Origin of the sequence: Paraburkholderia terrae, assembly GCF_002902925.1 — a bacterium.
GTDB classification, from domain to species: Bacteria; Pseudomonadota; Gammaproteobacteria; order Burkholderiales; family Burkholderiaceae; genus Paraburkholderia; species Paraburkholderia terrae.
This window is the reverse complement of the sequence record NZ_CP026114.1, coordinates 309,474-326,191: the sequence shown is the minus strand read 5'-3', so window position 1 is coordinate 326,191 and position 16,718 is coordinate 309,474. Positions and strand designations below refer to the sequence as shown.

Sequence of the window (16,718 nt, the reverse complement as noted above, 5' to 3'; positions counted from 1 at the left end):
ATGCCGTCCTGCGGTAAACGGGGCGAACAAGTGTCCGCGAAGGTCAGAAACGTTGTCAGGCCGAGGTTCGCAGCGACCACGGTATCCGTCGAAGCAGAGGCTTGACCTCTTCCTCGCATAGCACGTAGTACGCAATCGCGGCTCCGCACGCGCTCATCAGATGCAGCGTGAAACTGTCAATCTGCGGGCGGCACTATCGGCTGGGGTCCGCATTTTCGACGGTCGTCGCGACGCAACGTGCCAAACGTGAGCCTATGCCCCGGTCAGACTACGGGCTTGAGCGCGATTGGGAAGCGAATCCTGAATGAGGTGCCGCGACCTTCTTGCGATTCGAAGTCGATGTGCGCCTCCAGAACACGCGTAAGCTCCTTGACGATTGCCAAGCCTAGACCTGTACCCGGAATGTCATCGCCCGCCGCACGTTCGAACTCGTTAAATACCCGACCTGCATCCGCCGGCGCAATGCCGATGCCCGTGTCGGCGACGGTGATACACCAATGATGCTCACCTTCCTTCGACATCCCCAGCAAGATTTCACCGGCCAAGGTGTACTTGGTCGCATTGGACAGAAGGTTGAGCGCGACCTGTTTGACCTTCAGGCGATTCGACGTGGCTGAAGTCAAGGTCGGGTCGAACTCCGTGCGGAGGCTTAATCCTTTTGCTTCGATGGCGGGGCGGGAAGCCATTACCAGTTCATCGAAAAACTCTCGCAGGCCGAACTCTTCCATCAATATCGGAGCATCGTCGGCCAGAAAGACCGAGTATTCCACCATATGGTCAACCAGTTGCTTCATGTCTGTCACCTGACGATTCGCGAGCGACAGTGCGGAGTCTGTCTTCGATGGTGCGCGAGCAATCAGCTGCAGGGCAACATTGAATGCGTTCAGGAAGTTTCTGAGGTCATGCACAACGCTACGGGTAATCTGCATCCGTGACTCATGCAGGTCGCCAAGCAGTCGCTGCTTCAGAGCCAATTCATGGTTAGCACGCTCAAGCCTGCCGGTGTAGTCGTCTATTTTTCGGTCCCGCTCGCGCACTACTTCCCGAACTGACCTCACGCCGACAAAACTTAATCCTTCAGCAATGATGCGACGCGCACGCTTCTCATGATGTCGCGTGAAGCTGGTGTCGACGTCTGCGAAAGCTTCCAGTGCGTCGTCCAGGGCCTGCTGGAAAAGGTCGAGTTCGCGAACAAGCTCGTCGACTCGATACCCTTGATACCAGCGCACCAAGCCATGCATTCTTGCGTCGTGTTCAATGGCGGGCTCGAATTTCTCAAGGTCCTGAACTTCGAGCGCTGCGCATAAACTGTCGAGGATGTCAGGGAGATGGTCGGCAAGCTGCTCGTATGTCAGCTTGTCGGCTTCAACAAGGTCTGCATCGCCCAAGACGGCGTTCATCCACCGCTCAGTCAAGCGCGTGCGTTCAAGCCGGAGGTAGTCAGCGAGGCCGCGTAGGGGGCCTGTGCGCGGTTCGGTCATACGCATACCCTGAAAAGGTCTTCCAAGCCATGAAAGCTGTACTCAACGTTCAACGATACAGCAACGTTGAAGACCAAATCGTAAAATCATTCACCACGCGTCGTTACAGGCGAAATGCATATCGCGGCATGACCAGCAACGACCTCGGTCAAGAATCTGTCATGACGCGGCATACAGCCTCAAACTAGCGACCAGTTGATTGACGTCGTAACGAATGCACGACTTGAACACCGCCGGCCGCCTTCAATTTGCGCAAATGCGTCAATTCCCCGCTCCACGAGCTAGAGGACGGGCGTCCCGCCGTTGTTGTGAATGCGACGCGTTCGCTTGGGGTATCAACAGACTGGGCGCATCGTGGACACTGGCAAACCGGATGGGGACGTCAATAGACGCCTGAGCAAACCGGGTCCTGGAAGAAGGGACGTGCGGCTCCGACCCCGTCACGCCTCGCGATGACGGTCGTCGCTAGAAAGCGCCATCGCCACAACGGACGCAGACGCATCCGGCGAGTGGCCGGAGAAAAAAGCTTCTTCAAGTGTGCCCCAGATAGGCCGATTCAATTGGTATCGCGACCGCTACCGTCCTGTAATGGAATCCTTGTCTTTTGCAGTTCCTTCATCTGCCGACGCGCGGAGAGGACCATCGCTCTGTCCAGCACGGAGGACGAGCCAGTGGTACGTCGACATGCGCTTCCAAACGAGCCGCTTCATCAATTGGTCACCGTTGCCGAACATGCTGGGCGTTGGGCATACATCTTGAGGAGGCGAACATGGCTGATTTTCACGCACAGGCCGCTGCGGCCCAGCAAGCTAATCTTGACTTCTTCTTTGGCCTGGCCGGCAGAGTGCTGGAGGGCGAGGAAAAGCTCGTCAGATTGAATCTGGAGACGGCGAAGACGGCGTTTACCGATTGGTATCAACGTGTGCAAGACGGGATGGCGAAAAAGGACAGCCAGGAAGTTACCGGTCTGCGAGACCCGCTGGCGCTGCCCTCGGCGGAGAGGGTCCTGACGTACGAACGTCAGGTTGCCGAGATTGCGTCGACTACGCAAGCGCAGCTGGCAGAGGTCGTCAATGCCCGGTATCAGGAGGTCAGCCGCCAGGTTCAATCCTTCGCCGAGAATCTCGCGCAAAACGCCCCGGTCGGCTCGGAAGCCGCAATCGAATTTCTGAAACAGGCTATCACGCTGGCCAACGCCACTCAGGAAAGCGTGCAAAAGGCGACGAGGCAGGCAGTCGAAGTCGCGCAAACTAACCTGGACGCCGCAACGAAGGCCGCGTCGGAGATGGCCGAAACGGCCGACCAGGCAGTCGAGAAAGCGTCGAAGGCGACGAAGCAATAATTTGAAGGAAACGTTGACCCGACGTCGTCGCACGGCGCAGCCAGCTTAGCCGCCTGGTCACACTACGCTATGTCCGCAACCGGACAAGCCCAACGCTCGTGTGCGCTGGTCGTTCAGTCCAGCGCACGTCATGTTGTCCACGCACGTAAGTTACCCGGCACACGTTCGAGACTGTGTCACGGCGCGTAGTTGAAAAGGACTGGTCCACCTCGGCGGACCAGTCTTCACGCGACAGCGAGTGCGGCGAGGTGTCAGATTGGCTGTATGTTTGCAGCCTGCTTGCCCTTCGGACCTTGCTTGACTTCGAAGCTCACCTTTTGCCCGTCTTTGAGAGACTTGAAGCCCTCCGCCTTCACCTCAGAAAAATGAGCAAACAGGTCTTCGCCACCGTCATCGGGCGTGATGAAGCCAAAACCCTTTGCGTCGTTAAACCACTTCACGGTACCCGTTGCCATTTCCTTACCTCTTCAAAGATTGATGTCTCGTAAAGCGCGACGGTGGACCGCCGCACGCACACGTTTTTTACAGAGGAGAATGCTCTGGACAATTGGCGTTTCCGACAGGTGGTGTGTCACCAAACCGTCGTTTTGACACACCTGGCATTTAAGACCTGGATTACATGAATCGTCCCGGGAATGTGCAACACTTTAGTTATCCTCTTCATTGCACAGCGGCGCGCCGTACAAAACCTCTGTTCCAAGTTTTGGCAAAAGACTGAGCACGGTCCGTGATGGAGGTCGACATATGCCAAGCACACAAGAGCGCTCCCTTCTCGCAGGATGCGCAAACTGAAGGCTCGCTCGCACTACCCTGTGCCCATCTTTGTACTTCCATTTGACATCAAATGAAGCGTCTCGGACGAGCCGATACACGCTGCCGCTGAGGATGCAAGTCCGGTCGAAGCGTCGGTCGAGGCAGCGCCGGCCGCTGAGTGGGATGCACCCGACGAAAAAAACGGTTGGCCTTGGCCTCCAGCCACGTTCGACGTCCTGGATGCGCTGCGGTCCGACTGGGAAGGAACCAGAGATTCTCTTCAAGCCGCAATGAATTCGATAAAAGCTTACTCCGTCCCTCCGGGCCCATCCCGGTTCACGCACGTTCGCGCCTCTTCCGGGCGCATTGCGGTGCGGCAAATTTGACACGCGTGCGTTCGTGGCCTAGTGTAAAAAATGCTTCATCCCGACCGGGCGCAGGAATACATTTACTTCCGCCCGTGATTCCAGCCGCTGCGGTGCTCGGGGCAAAGTCCATGGCAACTGTTTCGACGGCCATCATTTCAGGCGCTGCAGAACTGCGCTGTCGGCCGTCTCGCGCTCCCGAGTATGAGCGGGAGAGTCGCGCGCTCGTGCGACTGGCCCGTGCGCAAACCGGGCCGCGGGACGTGCTGTTGCAGACAATCGTTGATGCCGCCCTTGAACTCTGCTGCGCCGGGAGTGCGGGCATCAGTCTTGTTGAAGAACTGGACGGCCACCGCTACTTTCGCTGGCTCGCCGTCGCCGGGCAGGTGGCCGGCCTGCGCGGCAATCTGACAGCATGGAAAGACTGCCCGTGCGGTATTGCGCTCGAGTTACAGGAGTCGCTGCTCCTTGTCGACCCGCTGCAAACGTTCGAAGCCCTTCGCGGTGGCCCTGCGCACATTGCTGAGGGGCTGGTGGTGCCGATTGAGACAGATGGCGTGCCGCTGGGCGCCATCTGGGTCATGTCGCATTCCGATAGCTGCCGGTTTGAGCGTGAAGACGTGCGGCTTCTATCCAGCCTGTCAGCGGTAGCCGGGTCAGCGCTCATGCTGACGAATGCGCGGGACCAGAAGGCGAACGACAGCCGGCAACGCGACAAATTCATCGCGATGCTCAGCCACGAACTTCTGGGCCCGATGGGACCGATAGACAACGCTGTGACCGCCACAAAGGCCTACTGTGTCGGCAATGAAAATGCGCTGGTTCTGCTGGGCATCGCCAAGCGGCAAATATCCAGATTGCGAACACTGATGGACGACCTGCTCGACGCGGTTCGTCTGCAACACGGCAAGCTGCGACTTGACATCAAGAACGTGTCCCTGAAGGAAATCGCAGCGGACGCGGTAGCGTCTGTACAGGATGGGCTTGAACAACGCCGACTGCAACTGACCGTCACTGGACTCGACAAGGACATCATCCTGGTTGGGGACCATGTGCGCCTGAGTCAGGTCATCACCAACCTTCTTTCGAACTCGGTTCGCTACACGCCTGAGGGCGGCCGCATTTTACTGAGCGCAGCATGCGAGCCCGACGGAAAGACGGTCACTATCGCAGTACAAGACAACGGAAGAGGCATAGCGGCGGAGGACCTTGCGTCCGTTTGCAACCTCTTCGTACAGTCACGCGGCGGTTCAAAAGAAGCGAATGGCGGACTGGGTGTGGGACTCGCCGTCGTGAAACGCATCGTCGAACTCCATCACGGAACACTGGATGTGGCGAGCGCCGGAACAGGAAAAGGGACAACGGTCACCGTCCGTCTGCCGATATGCTGCGAGCCCAATCCATCGACCGACCGCCACACTGGAATAGAAATGCCCCCAGGCGTCAAGCCAGTAAGCATCCTGCTGGTTGATGATTGCGAGGATGCGTTGCAGTCTTTGTCAACGGTGCTCGCGCTCGACGGACATTCAGTTGACACGGCCGATAGTGGCGCAGCGGCAATGCGGCGGCTCAAGTCGAGCAAGCCGGATGTCGCCATCGTTGACATCTGTCTTCCTGATGCGGATGGCTTTGATGTTGCGAGGGCCATCAGGCGGGATGAATCTCTTGACGACATTTACCTCGTTGCGCTCAGCGGCTACGCAGACGAGACCAACGGTAGGCGCGCGCTTGCGGCCGGCTTCAACGCCTACGTGACAAAGCCCCTTTCAATCGGACGCCTGAGAGCCATCCTTGCCGCATGCGCGTTGTTCGAAAATAGCTTGCATCGACCCGAGCCGATGCAACGTTGAGGTCGAAGCGCCACTGCATGGGCGCCAAAACACGGACGGCTTGCAGACAGTTTGGCTGCTTACGGTTTTGTGGGAAATTCCGGCCTGCGAATGGCTAAGGTCGGTGTCCAGACGGGAACTTCCACGAACGCAGGCCGCTGGTTGCGCGCATGAAGATAGACGCGCTGACGTTCTGTCAACGCTATCCGTAATCGCTGCGCCGACCTGGGCCGGGAGAACGCATTGCCGCCAACGATAATTTCATACTCGTCAGCATGGAAGACCCGATACCGCCTCAAAAACTCCGGTCCCGGCAGGCCTTGGGAATTGGCCATCAGCGAGCCATAATCGGCATCGGCCGGGTCAGCAAGCTCGTGAACAATGCGGTCGAGTAACTCGAACCGCTTGCGAAGCGTACCCGCGCCTCCGAAGAAAGCATGAAAATCGCGATAGCTCACGACCTGCTGCTCGCGCGCTGCGAAAACCAATGCCTCCCGAATTCTGGCGACGGCCGACTCGTCCACGGCAAGTGCCCCCGCATTCTGCTCAACCCCCGGCCGCTTAACCATAGCCATGCCAACCGTTCCTCCATGCGTTTCACCGCAGGTTGCGCGCGCGACACTGAAAAATTTCGGTGGTGTCGGCCCACGACGCGCGCGAGTGACCCATCATGAGGTCTGTTGTCGTGAATACGCTGTGCGTTCACGCACAGTCGGCCCAATGTCGACAGGATTGCACTGCAAAACTCAGGCGCCCCAGGTTCGAAAATGGATTCGCTATCCATATTGTTTCTCGTGCCTCTCGAGAACGGTGAGGGTTTTGGCGCTTCCGTCGAAAAATGCGCCATGGCTTTGCTGCCGGCGGCGCCTCTTTATAATCGCGTCGGCACTCAAGGCAACCGTAGGTGTTGTAGGCAGTACCTGGTGAATCGCCACTGACGCTCGCCGCTGTCGGCGACTTCGCTAATGACCATCCCGTCGCGCCAGCGGGCTTCCCGCAAAAGGGTCATCGCGCCAGTCCACGGTTTTACCCGTCTCTGGCACAGCCGCTTGCGACGATAACTCAAAATGTTCTAATGATTGCCCGGCGCTAATTGCCTGCTTCAGCCATCGCGGCATTTCCCCTTCGCCGCTCCAAACCTCGCCCGTCGCATTGCGGTAGCGTGCTTCTTTCTGTTCAGATTGGTCGCTCGCCAACACTGATGCCAGGTCTTCTGGCTTGATGCCAACCTCTTTCATCCGGCGGCGGAGATAAGCAACCATGCTGTCCCGCTTCCGTTCATCCATAGGATATTCGTCCGTCAAAATCGTCCGACTTTCCTCTTCCAGTGCGACGCATTAATGCATCGATATCCACGCTCCCTCGTGTCACCGGTTCGCTCGGCCCGCCTTTTTTTGTGTAGTACACCATCATAGCGCCTTATCCTTTCACCGCACAAAAGGGCTCGCTGCCTTGCTCCTCGCCCAGGCGAACGGGGATGCAGACGGTACGGCAGCGGTTAGGGCTGCATGCTGCGCCCCGTCGACGCAAGGGGAAACGTGGGGTTAGGCAGGCACTTCTACTTAGATATCCAAACTAGCACGACAGCGCATGCAGTTGAAGAGAAACGCGAGAGGCCATGGGAGGCGGAGCCGGTATCGCAACTACTCTCGAATACGGCTAACAAGATGCAAGCGCGAATAGCCAGGCAAGAACAATCGACTATAGAACCGGGCGCTAGCGTCGAGAACGCGCGATGCACCTGCTTCGCGCCCAGTCCCGGAACAAGCATTGCTGTTATCGAATTACTCACGACACCACCTGGAGTCATACATGACCACCAAGCCAAAGGAACAGAAGCCAACGACCGAGAAGTCCGAGGACGACATCGACAGGGCAGTCGATGACATTCCCCGCCAGCGACCCGCCGGCGACGGGCGGAGCCACCCGCATTAAGTCGGAAGACGGCGAAGAAACTGACGAAGATTCGCCCGAGAAATGAGCGGCGCTCACAAAGAGACACCATGGCAGACACTTTCGAACCCGGCGAAATGGTGAAAGTCTCGGGCGTCTATTCGGTCGTCCTTGAAAGTAGCGACAGCGAGGGCCGGACGTTTAAAAGCACATGCGTGGACGGCGACCGCTTCCCGCCGACGCGTACTGGCGTTGGCGCCCACTACGAACTGAAGCGCGAAGCGCCCTACTCGCACCGTCACCCTGAGTTGAATCCGGGCGGGTCAAAGACACTTGGCCGGCAACGCCGTATCGCGGCAATGAAAGGCACGAACGGGACACCGGAAAGTGAACGACGGCGAGGCGGCGGATTCGACCGTCCCCCCCGAGTAGCTCGCTCCCCGGGGCCAGTGAAATCTGCGTTAACGGGCGGCGGTTTGCGGCGGCGCAAAAAAAGCCCGTTTTCAGGAACGGGCTGACCAAACGCGCATCTTGGGGAGGACTGTCCCCTCGATGACAATAGGAGCTAGTTTGTGCAGACGCAATATCTGGCGGGCGGATTGTCTGAACGATGCTAGATGCATACCTCTTTTAACCTGTCCTCTCTATGGTTTTCTGACTTCGCCTTGCTCGAACAGGCTGATGCCGGCGCTGCCAGCGTCAGACAGGTTCATCGCGAGTCGGCCAACGTTAGTAGCACGGCACCATCCGGCGCTGTGAGCGCCTGCGCCAGTTGGTGCATCGAGCGGCTTTCGGCGGCGAAGTCTGGGGCGCGATGAGGGCGGTCCTCAAGAACCGCTGTGATTAATGCGCCCGCGCGCAGCGCGCGCTCGACCGCACGTGACGCAGATGGCCCTGCCATGATGGTCTCCGGTGAGACTTGTGCGCTGGTCCTTAAGAACTACCTGTTCAATGAAGTTTAGTTGTCGCAGCAAGAAGCACTGTAACGGTGCGACGTGGCGCGGGCGTTTCAACGTCGAATCAGGAGCGTTTGCTGGTGCCAATGGGTTGGCGGCCACATTGTCGCCTCGTCTGCTCGAAGACGATGATATCGCGTTGCCGTAACTCACTCGATGCAGAATTCCGCTTCTTTCGACGGCTTTCCTAGCTCATCAGGCCGCCGCGACCTATGGTGTGTGGGACCCCGACTCGGGAGGTGACCATGAGTGGCGCTGCGGTGGACGTGCACTTCGACGACGTACACATGTTTCTCGACCTGTCCGACGGCCAGACCGTCCCATTTCCGCTGGGCTGGTTTCCGGTCCTTCAGGCAGCGACAGATGCGGAGCGCGAACACTTCGCCATCTCGATGGACCGCCAGCAATTGTACTGGCCCGAAATCGATGAGGATGTAAATGTCCCCGCGCTGCTTTCATTCCAGCCCGAGCATGCCGGGCATCCGGATGTTTGGCCGGATGATGCCATAGAGGCTCGGCCTGCCGGTTGACCCGTCGCGACGAAATCGTCGATACCACTGCAACGGCTCTTACATCCGCGCCAGCGAATCGCGCCGATGCCAGAAAATCCTAACGTCGCAAGTCAGGAATCGGAAGCGGCACGTCGCGGTTGCTTGTGTGCGTGGCGACCGGATTAATCAATCGGGATTCCTCAATTAGCAGGATGCGCCGCAACAAGGCCCGCGAATGTGTTTGTGCAGATGCACAACCGTCGACGTGGCACCTCGTATGCGGAAGGAGCGAGCACAGTACGCGACGCGAGGTCGACATGGCCAAGGAAACTCATTGCTGGGGCTTGAGCGCCTTAATGCGACATTCTCGCCGGAACGCAGACGCAGAAATAGCCCATCTCGAAAGGGCACTGGCGGCGGACGGCACGCACTCGATATTTGCCCAGACCTATTGGCGCCATCGCCTGTACGAGCTTCACGCAACACCGGGGCTGGAAACACCTCAGCGCATCAAGCTGGAAAGACTCCTCAGCATCCTGGAGAGAAACGAGAGATTGTAGAAATAGCAAAAGGACAGGTCAAGGCGGTTTCGGGAACCGAAAGCGGCGGAGCGCGCGGTTGTCGAGGTGCGAGGCACAAAGGCCGAATGCCCACGGGACCGCAGCTCATGTCCTGGTCACGCCGTCATTCCGAACATGTCCTGGTCCAATAAGAGTCGCAGCGTATCCAGGCCAACGGGATACGCTGCGACCACCGGGACACGCGGATGCGCAATCAGCCCCGGCGCATCCGCACGCCACATCACAGCGACGCCGGCTGCGCGGTCGCGGCCGCCTCTTCTGACCGCGCCTGCATGGAGACGGGGTATGTCGTTTGCACCGACGTAATCGGGACCCATCCCGGACGAAGGGCGACAGTCATGGAGGCCATCTATCCCGCGAACGAGCACGAGCGTTTGCATCGACTGCACAGTTTCGGAATCCTCGACACGCCAGCCGAGGTGTCTTTTGACGCGATTACGCGCCTGGCGGCAATGGCGTTGCGTGCCCCGATAGCGCTGATTAACTTCATTGACGAAACTCGACAGTGGTGCAAGTCGGGTTGGGGCATGCAGCCTCGACCGGTGCCAAGGGGCGAATCTTTATGCGCACACGCACTTTTAACGGGCGACATGCTCGTCATTCCGGACGCAACAGAAGATGAGAGGTTCCGCGACCATCCGCAAGTTGTCGGGGAGCCGAAGGTTGTCTTCTATGCCGGGGCGGTATTGAAGACGTCAGATGGCGCGGGCCTCGGTACGCTGTGCGCTATCGACCATGAACCGCACAGGCTCACTGACGACGAAAGGAGCGCGCTGCGGACCCTCGCCAATTGTGCGGTCACATATCTCGAAGGACGGCTGGCATCCAAACGACTAGCGGAGGCACAAGGTCGTCTGGAGACAGCGTGTCACAACCGGGACGAGTTCCTGGCGATGCTGGCGCATGAGCTAAGGGCGCCGCTCGCGCCTATCCACACAGCGGTCGAGGTCCTCGCCCGACCTGAGGCGACGGAGGCCCAGCGCACCTGGGCCCAGCAAATCCTGCGCCGGCATGTCCACTACATGAGTCAAATCGTCGACGACCTGCTGTCTGCGGCCCTCGTGTCTCGAGGTGCCGTAGCACTGACGCTGGAACCGGTGCGGTTGCGTGACCTCGTGGACCGGGCAGTCGAGCTCAGCGAAGCAGCCGTGGCAAAGGGCGTCCATAGCCTGACCGTAGACGTGGACGACACGTTCTACGTGGATGCCGATACCACTCAATGCCCTCTAATCATCGCCCATCTGTTGAAGAACGCGGCGACCTACACGCCCCCGGGCGGCCGTATTGATGTGAGCGTCCAGGCCGGCGAGACGGAGGTCGCCCTCCGGGTGCATGACAGCGGCATCGGGATTGCCGCCGCCGATCTGGAGGAAGTCTTCGAGCTGTTCAGACAGACCGAGCGCTCGCTGGCTCGTTCGCCCGGAGGAATGGGGCTGGGACTGACGCTCGCGCGCAAGCTGGCCGCGCTGCACGGAGGCACACTGGTGGCCCGTAGCGGGGGATTGGGTCACGGCAGCGAGTTCACACTGACATTACGCCGGGCCGCGCCGCTGGCTGCTCCAGTCATCATTGAAAGCGAAGATGCCTTGACGGCAACGCCCATGTCCATACTCGTCATCGATGACAACCACGATACGGCAGATGCCATTGCACTGTACTTTGAACTGTCTGGCCATGAGACACGGGTCGCCTATCGTGCCGCCGAGGCACTGGCTATCGTGGATAACTGGGTGCCCGACGTCGTCTTGAGTGACATCGGACTTCCAGACATGGATGGGTATGAACTGGTCCGGGCATTCCGCAAACTGGAGCGCCTTCAGGCAACGACCTTTGTGGCGATTACCGGTTATGCCGATGACAGGACGGCGGCCCTGGAGGCAGGCTTCGACGCCCATATGCCGAAGCCGGTGGATGCGGGGAAGCTCGAGCGGTTTCTCATCAGGCACAGAGCGAGAAACAGACGTTCGCCATGAGTGCGTGAACCGAAGCCAATTCGAAGTTCTCGTGGTGAGGCCCGTCCGCACAAACGGCGCGCTCCCGATTCACCAGCCTGCAGGGCGTGCTATGGTCTATACCGAAGCCTTCGCCCCTCGATACCGTGATTCCCAGATGTGTTTGTCCGACGCGGGAGTCAGTATGGCTTCTTTATCCCGCTGCCCGAGGCGGGCGAATCCATTGCCCCTTTCTTCTTCTGCATGCTCTTCTGCGTCGCGTCAGGCATTGCCCCCATCGTGTTCGCGCCAGACGCGCCAGACGGCGCGGCTGTCGTGCCGCTTGCGTTTGGGGTTCCCATGCCGGTTCCACCTTGACCCGTCGCGTTGCCACCGCCTGTACCGCCACCAGCGCCTCCGCCTTGCGCAAACGCGGCGCCGGACAAGCTTAAAATCAACGCCCCTATCAACATACTTCTCGCAGCAACTCGCATGACCGTCTCCTTCGCTCCACGCGGCTCATGCGTCAATGGCTGGCGCACGACCGCCTTGCCTGTGCGCAATCGCCGTACCGCCCTGGTGTTGGCGACGAAAGGATGTGCACCGAGTACTACGAGCGAACCGGCAGTTGCGCATCCTGCAAGAAGGGAGCGCACTTGCGAACATGGCATGTCGAGCTCCGTTACGTACCGGGCTCGGTCTTTCGCCCGAATCGGGAGCCAGGACCACGTCCGCCGTTCGTGTGCCCGTGACGGTGTCTCGCCGTACCGTCATGCCCAACAAACGTCTTGTATGGCGCGCGGCTGGTTCGCAACCCACAGGACAACCTGATATTGCACACAGTTGCGGGACCAAGCCTTGCTGCGTTGCCAGATTCCTACCCCGTAGCGCTGTTCATGATTCCATCGGGTGGCATCACGGACTTCCCGCTACTTTCCCCAAATGGAGGTTGTAATGAGCAGTCTTTCCGGTGAACAAGCGGTCGCCTCGCAGAGAGCCAGCATCGAAACGCTGTCCAATGTGTGGACCAAGGCATTTGGCTGCATCGAAAAGCTGACCGAGCTTAACTTGCGGGCGGCCAAATCGACGCTCGCCGAAAATCAGGCAATCGCCAGCGCAGCGTTGTCAACCAAGGACCCACAGGCGCTATTCGCATTGCACGCGAAGCGGGCGCAAGCCGCGATGGAAGAAGCACAGTCGTACTGGCGGCATGTGTGGAACATCGTGGTGAGCACCCAGGCCGAACTCGTCACGAGCGCTGAAGCGCAATTCAATAAGCGCCTGCGCGACACGCAGGCATTCGTCGACACGGCCGCAAGCAATGCACCGGTCGGTAGCGAAGCCGCCGTGAATGCGTTGCAAACAGCGGTGACGGCCGCCAGTGAGGCGACGAGCGCGACGATTGAAGCGAGCAAAAAGGCCGCCGAACAGGCGCGGGAGATTGCGGAGAGCAGCATTGACGCCGCAGCTTCCGCCTCAAACAGGGCGACCAGACAGGCCGCCGAACAGGTCAAGGCCGCCACGAAAAAATAAACGTTCGTCGACGCGCTTGTCGATGCTGGAAACTGCGCGACTCTCATGCCTTCGGCTCAATGGTCACATTGGCAAAGGCGTGCGCAGCTTGCCCGGTCCTCTTCGAACTGAAGCAGGGTCCAGGGCAAGCAGGCGTCGACATGCCGCCGTAGAGGCCAGCAGTCGGACGACGGTTTGAACAGGTTGGCCCGCTGAGCCGGCCCCCCTCTCGTCGGCGCTTTTTCCAGCGACGGATAGCTTCGCACCAGACATTGAGGTCTGCCCCAAACCGTTGCGCCCCGCGCTTCAGGCTGCCGCACCGAACAAGGCTCCGACGCCCGATGACGCGCCCATCGCCAAAGCGCTCCAGAAGACCACGCGAATAGTGCCCGGGCCAACTTTCGCCCCGCCAGCTTTCGCGGCAAGGCCGCCCAGAGCGGCCAGCGACACCAGAGCAGAGACGACTATCGCCGGCAGCAGCACCGATTCGGGCGCGAGTGCGGCAACGATAGTCGGCAACGCGGCGCCGACTGCAAAGCTGCAGGCAGAAGCCAGTGCGGCTTGCAGAGGTCGGGCAGAAGTCACTTCCGAAATGCCCAGCTCGTCACGCGCATGAGCACCCAGAGCGTCGTGCGCCATGAGCTTTTCGGCGACCTGCCTGGCAAGCGGCAAATCCAGGCCACGCCGCACGTAGATTGCTGTCAATTCCCGATGCTCGCGCGAGAAGTCGGCATCGAGTTCTGCCTGTTCCTGGACCAGAGCTGCCTTCTCAGTATCCGCCTGCGAGGAAACCGATACGTATTCCCCTGTCGCCATTGACATAGCTCCAGCAACCAGGCCAGCCACGGCCGTAAGCACGATGTTTCCATGAGCGGTGTGCGCTGATGCTACTCCTGCAACAAGGCTCGCTGTCGAAACAATGCCATCATTTGCGCCCAGTACAGCGGCGCGCAACCAGCTTGTGGATTCCAGACGGTGCTGTTCCTTATGTCGCCACGGCATGATTCCTCTACGTTAGAAATGTTGATTCACTATCTCATGGCGGTGGACGCCGGAGAGGCCTGTTTGCGTAGCTGCGGCGTTGGCCATGGGAGAGCTGGCAGTGCTGAATCCAGCTTTCGTTCTGGCGCCGTCCCGTCGTGCGGCGCAGGCGCCGAACAAGAATTCCGATGGCATGACCTACGCCACTGCCAGGTAGAAGAGGCCTGCAACCAAGGGAGGCGACAGCGCCCCAGGCGGCGTCTTGGCGAGCATGGACCCGCTTCGTGGGCCGTCTCGGGGCATTGGTGATTGCGTCCTACGGCTTGATGCGTGACACCGGTGCGATTCTGCTCGACGTGAATCCAGACCAGCGCACGCCAGAGAACGTGCGTAACGCTATCGAAGTGGATGGCGAGCCGCTCATCGATATAAAAGAGAACAGTCCTACAGTGGACCCGCGCGACTTCGGCTAAAAAGTCGCAGGACGACGAGCAGAATGACCGCGCCAATCAGCGCCGTAATAAGCGAGCCGATTATGCCGCCTCCAAGGTGCAGGCCGAGAGCCCCGCCAAGCCAGCCTCCTATGAAGGCTCCAACAATTCCCACGATGATGTCCACGACGATGCCAAAACCACCGCCGTCGACGATACGACCGGCCAAAGCGCCAGCGATGCCGCCAATAATCAGCCAGAAAATGATTCCATGTGAGACAGGGTCCATAGTTTTTCCCTCGTGGGGTTAAATCCGCGTTAGCGGGCAGCAAGCATGCCGATGACGAGTCCGCCGATGAACGCCATCGCGACAGATTTCCACGGACTCTCATGAACGAAATCATCGGTCGATTCGGAGACAACGCGGTACTTCGTTTTGACAACCTCCTGTGCACTCACAATTTTGTCCTTCAGGTCGGACAGCGCCCCGGCACCGTTTCCTCCTTCTGCGTCGCCGCCGTTCGACTTCGCTGGAGAATTGTTGTCCTGTTGAAATGAACCGGCGGAGCCGGGAGTCGTAGATTGATAGGACTCGGCCATTTGAACCTCCCTCTTTTGGTTGAATGGTCCCAAGGTCCAGCAACTGGTGTGCCTCGCCGAGCAGTGGGACGCGGACAAAGACACGCACATGGCGGCGTTCGAAGAAGACGGACTCAAGAGAGCGTCAGCAGACCTTCGCTGGCCCTTGAGTCGTTACGTTTTCCGCCATGCGGGGCATAGGAATTGCGCTAGTCGCCCCTACGATACCGGGCCCGGCCATAGTCATCTCCGCAGTCATCGACCGCATAAACTGTATATCCCGTTTATGAGCTTTTTCTCGACAGCATCGCAGGTACCATCCGACGAATCAGGCACTGCAAGTTGTCCACAAAATCTGTTTGCAAGGCTGTGCACAACTTCACGAGCAGGCTGGGCAAGTAACTGAAACAACTGGATTTGTGCGGTGCGTGCCCGGCGCGTGGATATCGCTGGTCACCATGCGTTGGCAAGGAGCTGTGGAGTAAGGACACCACGTGTGTGCAACGTGGCGGAGCCCGCGTCAGCAAGGGCGACGGGTGCCCGACAGTGCCACGTAGCGCTCCCCTCAGTCTTTTCGCTGGCTCAACGCGGCGTCAATCATCCGGACTATTGTGAGGCCGATTTCCGGCTTTTTTCGCACAAAGCCTCAAGTCCGCTTTGTCGTTGCCGATAGCCGAAGCATGAATACGCTGAAGCCCGATGCCACACAAGTTATCGATGCCGTCATGGCGACCGTCGAAATCCTACGCAGTGTCTGCGGCATCGACCTTAAAGAGGCGCAGATAGACGCGCTGCTGTGTAGTTCGTACCGGGAGTACATCAGCAGTGGTGCGTTGTCCTCTGACACCGCGTAGACAGCTTGAGACTTGTCTCGCTGCCGCCGGATGGCCCATCCGAAGCACATCACCCCCGCACCCGTCGGACGGGGTAACTAACCGGTGTCGGAAGTGAGTTCCCGCGCTGGCTGCAAAAGCGCAATTAAGGCGCAATCGTCAGTGAGGCGACCAGTTAAAGGGCGTTCCGGACACACATACCAACAGTTTGTGCGCTCGCTGACAGTTGCTGTTGGCTGCAACGAAGCAAAATGTCATTCGTGCATGCGTCCGGCGCTGGTCGCCTCAGCACTTACAACAGTTACGCTGGAAACCGCATGGTTTCCCCTTTCGTCGCGTGGACTGACCAAAATCCATTATCCAAATCAGCGCTCGTCCGATGGGCCTGGACTCCATAACACAACTTGCAGGGATGACACAGTCATGGAAGCAAAAGACTATGACGGCGGCTCTTCGACGCATCGTGCTCATAGACACCCCGTGACGCTGAGCGCGCAGGAGCTCACGACGCTCTTGTGTCTGCGCGACGCGTCGGTCTTGGCGGATGCTGAAACGCCGGACGTTATTGCGCTACAGGAAGCCGGGATGGTCCAGGTCATCATGTCGGAAGACGGTGATGCCGCGCTGGCGCTGACCGTAGACGGGAAAGTATTGCTGCGCATGCTTGGTGCCGAGTCAGTTGGGAGTCGCAGTTACCCAAACTAATGCGCCAGTTGGCCCAGTGTCCTGCGCGGTTTGGCCTTCGGCTGGCCAACACCGT

At 59.2% G+C, this 16,718-nt stretch carries 19 protein-coding genes; 11 read left to right on the top strand and 8 right to left on the bottom strand.

Annotated elements, in window-relative coordinates:
- Positions 1–263 precede the first annotated feature (263 nt).
- Positions 264–1,481, bottom strand: coding sequence for a sensor histidine kinase (locus C2L65_RS43260; RefSeq protein WP_042305908.1), 1,218 nt, complete (start codon positions 1,479–1,481; stop codon positions 264–266).
- 769 nt (positions 1,482–2,250) lie between these two features.
- On the opposite strand from C2L65_RS43260, the gene phaP reads away from it, so the two are divergent.
- The gene (gene phaP, locus C2L65_RS43255) at positions 2,251–2,823 is read left to right on the top strand and encodes a TIGR01841 family phasin (protein ID WP_042305909.1); all 573 of its coding nucleotides are present in this window, start codon (positions 2,251–2,253) and stop codon (positions 2,821–2,823) included.
- Between the two features lie 251 nt (positions 2,824–3,074).
- Here phaP and C2L65_RS43250 read toward each other — a convergent pair whose 3' ends face one another.
- Complete coding sequence (locus tag C2L65_RS43250) at positions 3,075–3,278, bottom strand: cold-shock protein (RefSeq protein ID WP_042305854.1); 204 nt, start codon at positions 3,276–3,278, stop codon at positions 3,075–3,077.
- A gap of 794 nt (positions 3,279–4,072) precedes the next feature.
- Here C2L65_RS43250 and C2L65_RS43245 point away from each other — a divergent pair.
- Positions 4,073–5,791, top strand: a complete 1,719-nt coding sequence (locus tag C2L65_RS43245) for a hybrid sensor histidine kinase/response regulator (protein ID WP_042305855.1) — start codon at positions 4,073–4,075, stop codon at positions 5,789–5,791.
- Positions 5,792–5,850: 59 nt separating this feature from the next.
- Here C2L65_RS43245 and C2L65_RS43240 read toward each other — a convergent pair whose 3' ends face one another.
- Positions 5,851–6,345 carry a hypothetical protein gene (locus C2L65_RS43240; RefSeq protein ID WP_052426833.1) on the bottom strand — a complete coding sequence of 165 codons (495 nt, stop codon included), beginning with the start codon at positions 6,343–6,345 and terminating at the stop codon, positions 5,851–5,853.
- Between the two features lie 387 nt (positions 6,346–6,732).
- The gene (locus C2L65_RS43235; RefSeq protein WP_042305856.1) at positions 6,733–7,056 is read right to left on the bottom strand and encodes an H-NS histone family protein; all 324 of its coding nucleotides are present in this window, start codon (positions 7,054–7,056) and stop codon (positions 6,733–6,735) included.
- A 526-nt stretch (positions 7,057–7,582) separates the two neighbouring features.
- Between C2L65_RS43235 and C2L65_RS47155 the strand changes: the two genes are divergently transcribed.
- From C2L65_RS47155 to C2L65_RS43210, 5 genes are all read left to right on the top strand, one after another.
- Complete coding sequence (locus C2L65_RS47155; protein WP_255221875.1) at positions 7,583–7,705, top strand: hypothetical protein; 123 nt, start codon at positions 7,583–7,585, stop codon at positions 7,703–7,705.
- A 68-nt stretch (positions 7,706–7,773) separates the two neighbouring features.
- Entirely contained in the window at positions 7,774–8,181 is a 408-nt protein-coding gene (locus C2L65_RS47250) for a hypothetical protein (protein ID WP_345789618.1), read from the top strand.
- Between the two features lie 683 nt (positions 8,182–8,864).
- Complete coding sequence (locus C2L65_RS43220; protein WP_042305911.1) at positions 8,865–9,149, top strand: DUF2442 domain-containing protein; 285 nt, start codon at positions 8,865–8,867, stop codon at positions 9,147–9,149.
- 278 nt (positions 9,150–9,427) lie between these two features.
- On the top strand, positions 9,428–9,670 hold the full coding sequence (locus tag C2L65_RS43215) for a hypothetical protein (RefSeq protein WP_042305912.1): 243 nt from the start codon (positions 9,428–9,430) through the stop codon (positions 9,668–9,670).
- 359 nt (positions 9,671–10,029) lie between these two features.
- Positions 10,030–11,664, top strand: coding sequence for a hybrid sensor histidine kinase/response regulator (locus C2L65_RS43210; protein ID WP_052426834.1), 1,635 nt, complete (start codon positions 10,030–10,032; stop codon positions 11,662–11,664).
- 158 nt (positions 11,665–11,822) lie between these two features.
- Here C2L65_RS43210 and C2L65_RS46955 read toward each other — a convergent pair whose 3' ends face one another.
- Positions 11,823–11,984 (bottom strand): hypothetical protein, encoded by a 162-nt coding sequence (locus C2L65_RS46955; protein WP_233446771.1) that lies wholly within the window; start codon positions 11,982–11,984, stop codon positions 11,823–11,825.
- A gap of 592 nt (positions 11,985–12,576) precedes the next feature.
- Here C2L65_RS46955 and C2L65_RS43200 point away from each other — a divergent pair.
- Positions 12,577–13,155, top strand: a complete 579-nt coding sequence (locus C2L65_RS43200) for a phasin family protein (protein ID WP_042305858.1) — start codon at positions 12,577–12,579, stop codon at positions 13,153–13,155.
- A 285-nt stretch (positions 13,156–13,440) separates the two neighbouring features.
- Here the strand turns inward: C2L65_RS43200 and C2L65_RS43195 are convergent, their stop codons facing one another.
- Positions 13,441–14,136 carry a VIT1/CCC1 transporter family protein gene (locus C2L65_RS43195; RefSeq protein ID WP_042305859.1) on the bottom strand — a complete coding sequence of 232 codons (696 nt, stop codon included), beginning with the start codon at positions 14,134–14,136 and terminating at the stop codon, positions 13,441–13,443.
- Positions 14,137–14,399: 263 nt separating this feature from the next.
- Between C2L65_RS43195 and C2L65_RS43190 the strand changes: the two genes are divergently transcribed.
- A complete protein-coding gene (locus C2L65_RS43190; RefSeq protein ID WP_081920814.1) occupies positions 14,400–14,588 on the top strand; it encodes a hypothetical protein in 189 nt (62 codons plus the stop codon).
- On the opposite strand, the gene C2L65_RS43185 is transcribed toward C2L65_RS43190, so the two are convergent.
- A complete protein-coding gene (locus C2L65_RS43185) occupies positions 14,560–14,835 on the bottom strand; it encodes a GlsB/YeaQ/YmgE family stress response membrane protein (RefSeq protein ID WP_007742338.1) in 276 nt (91 codons plus the stop codon). The two genes, C2L65_RS43190 and C2L65_RS43185, sit on opposite strands and share 29 nt — an antisense overlap.
- Before the next feature lie 29 nt (positions 14,836–14,864).
- Positions 14,865–15,146, bottom strand: coding sequence for an ElaB/YgaM/YqjD family protein (locus tag C2L65_RS43180; RefSeq protein WP_042305860.1), 282 nt, complete (start codon positions 15,144–15,146; stop codon positions 14,865–14,867).
- A 659-nt stretch (positions 15,147–15,805) separates the two neighbouring features.
- On the opposite strand from C2L65_RS43180, the gene C2L65_RS46010 reads away from it, so the two are divergent.
- Both C2L65_RS46010 and C2L65_RS43175 read left to right on the top strand, forming a co-directional pair.
- The gene (locus tag C2L65_RS46010) at positions 15,806–15,979 is read left to right on the top strand and encodes a hypothetical protein (protein ID WP_156132260.1); all 174 of its coding nucleotides are present in this window, start codon (positions 15,806–15,808) and stop codon (positions 15,977–15,979) included.
- 402 nt (positions 15,980–16,381) lie between these two features.
- Positions 16,382–16,663: a hypothetical protein gene (locus C2L65_RS43175; protein WP_042305861.1), complete on the top strand. Its 282-nt coding sequence runs from the start codon at positions 16,382–16,384 to the stop codon at positions 16,661–16,663.
- Positions 16,664–16,718 lie beyond the last annotated feature (55 nt).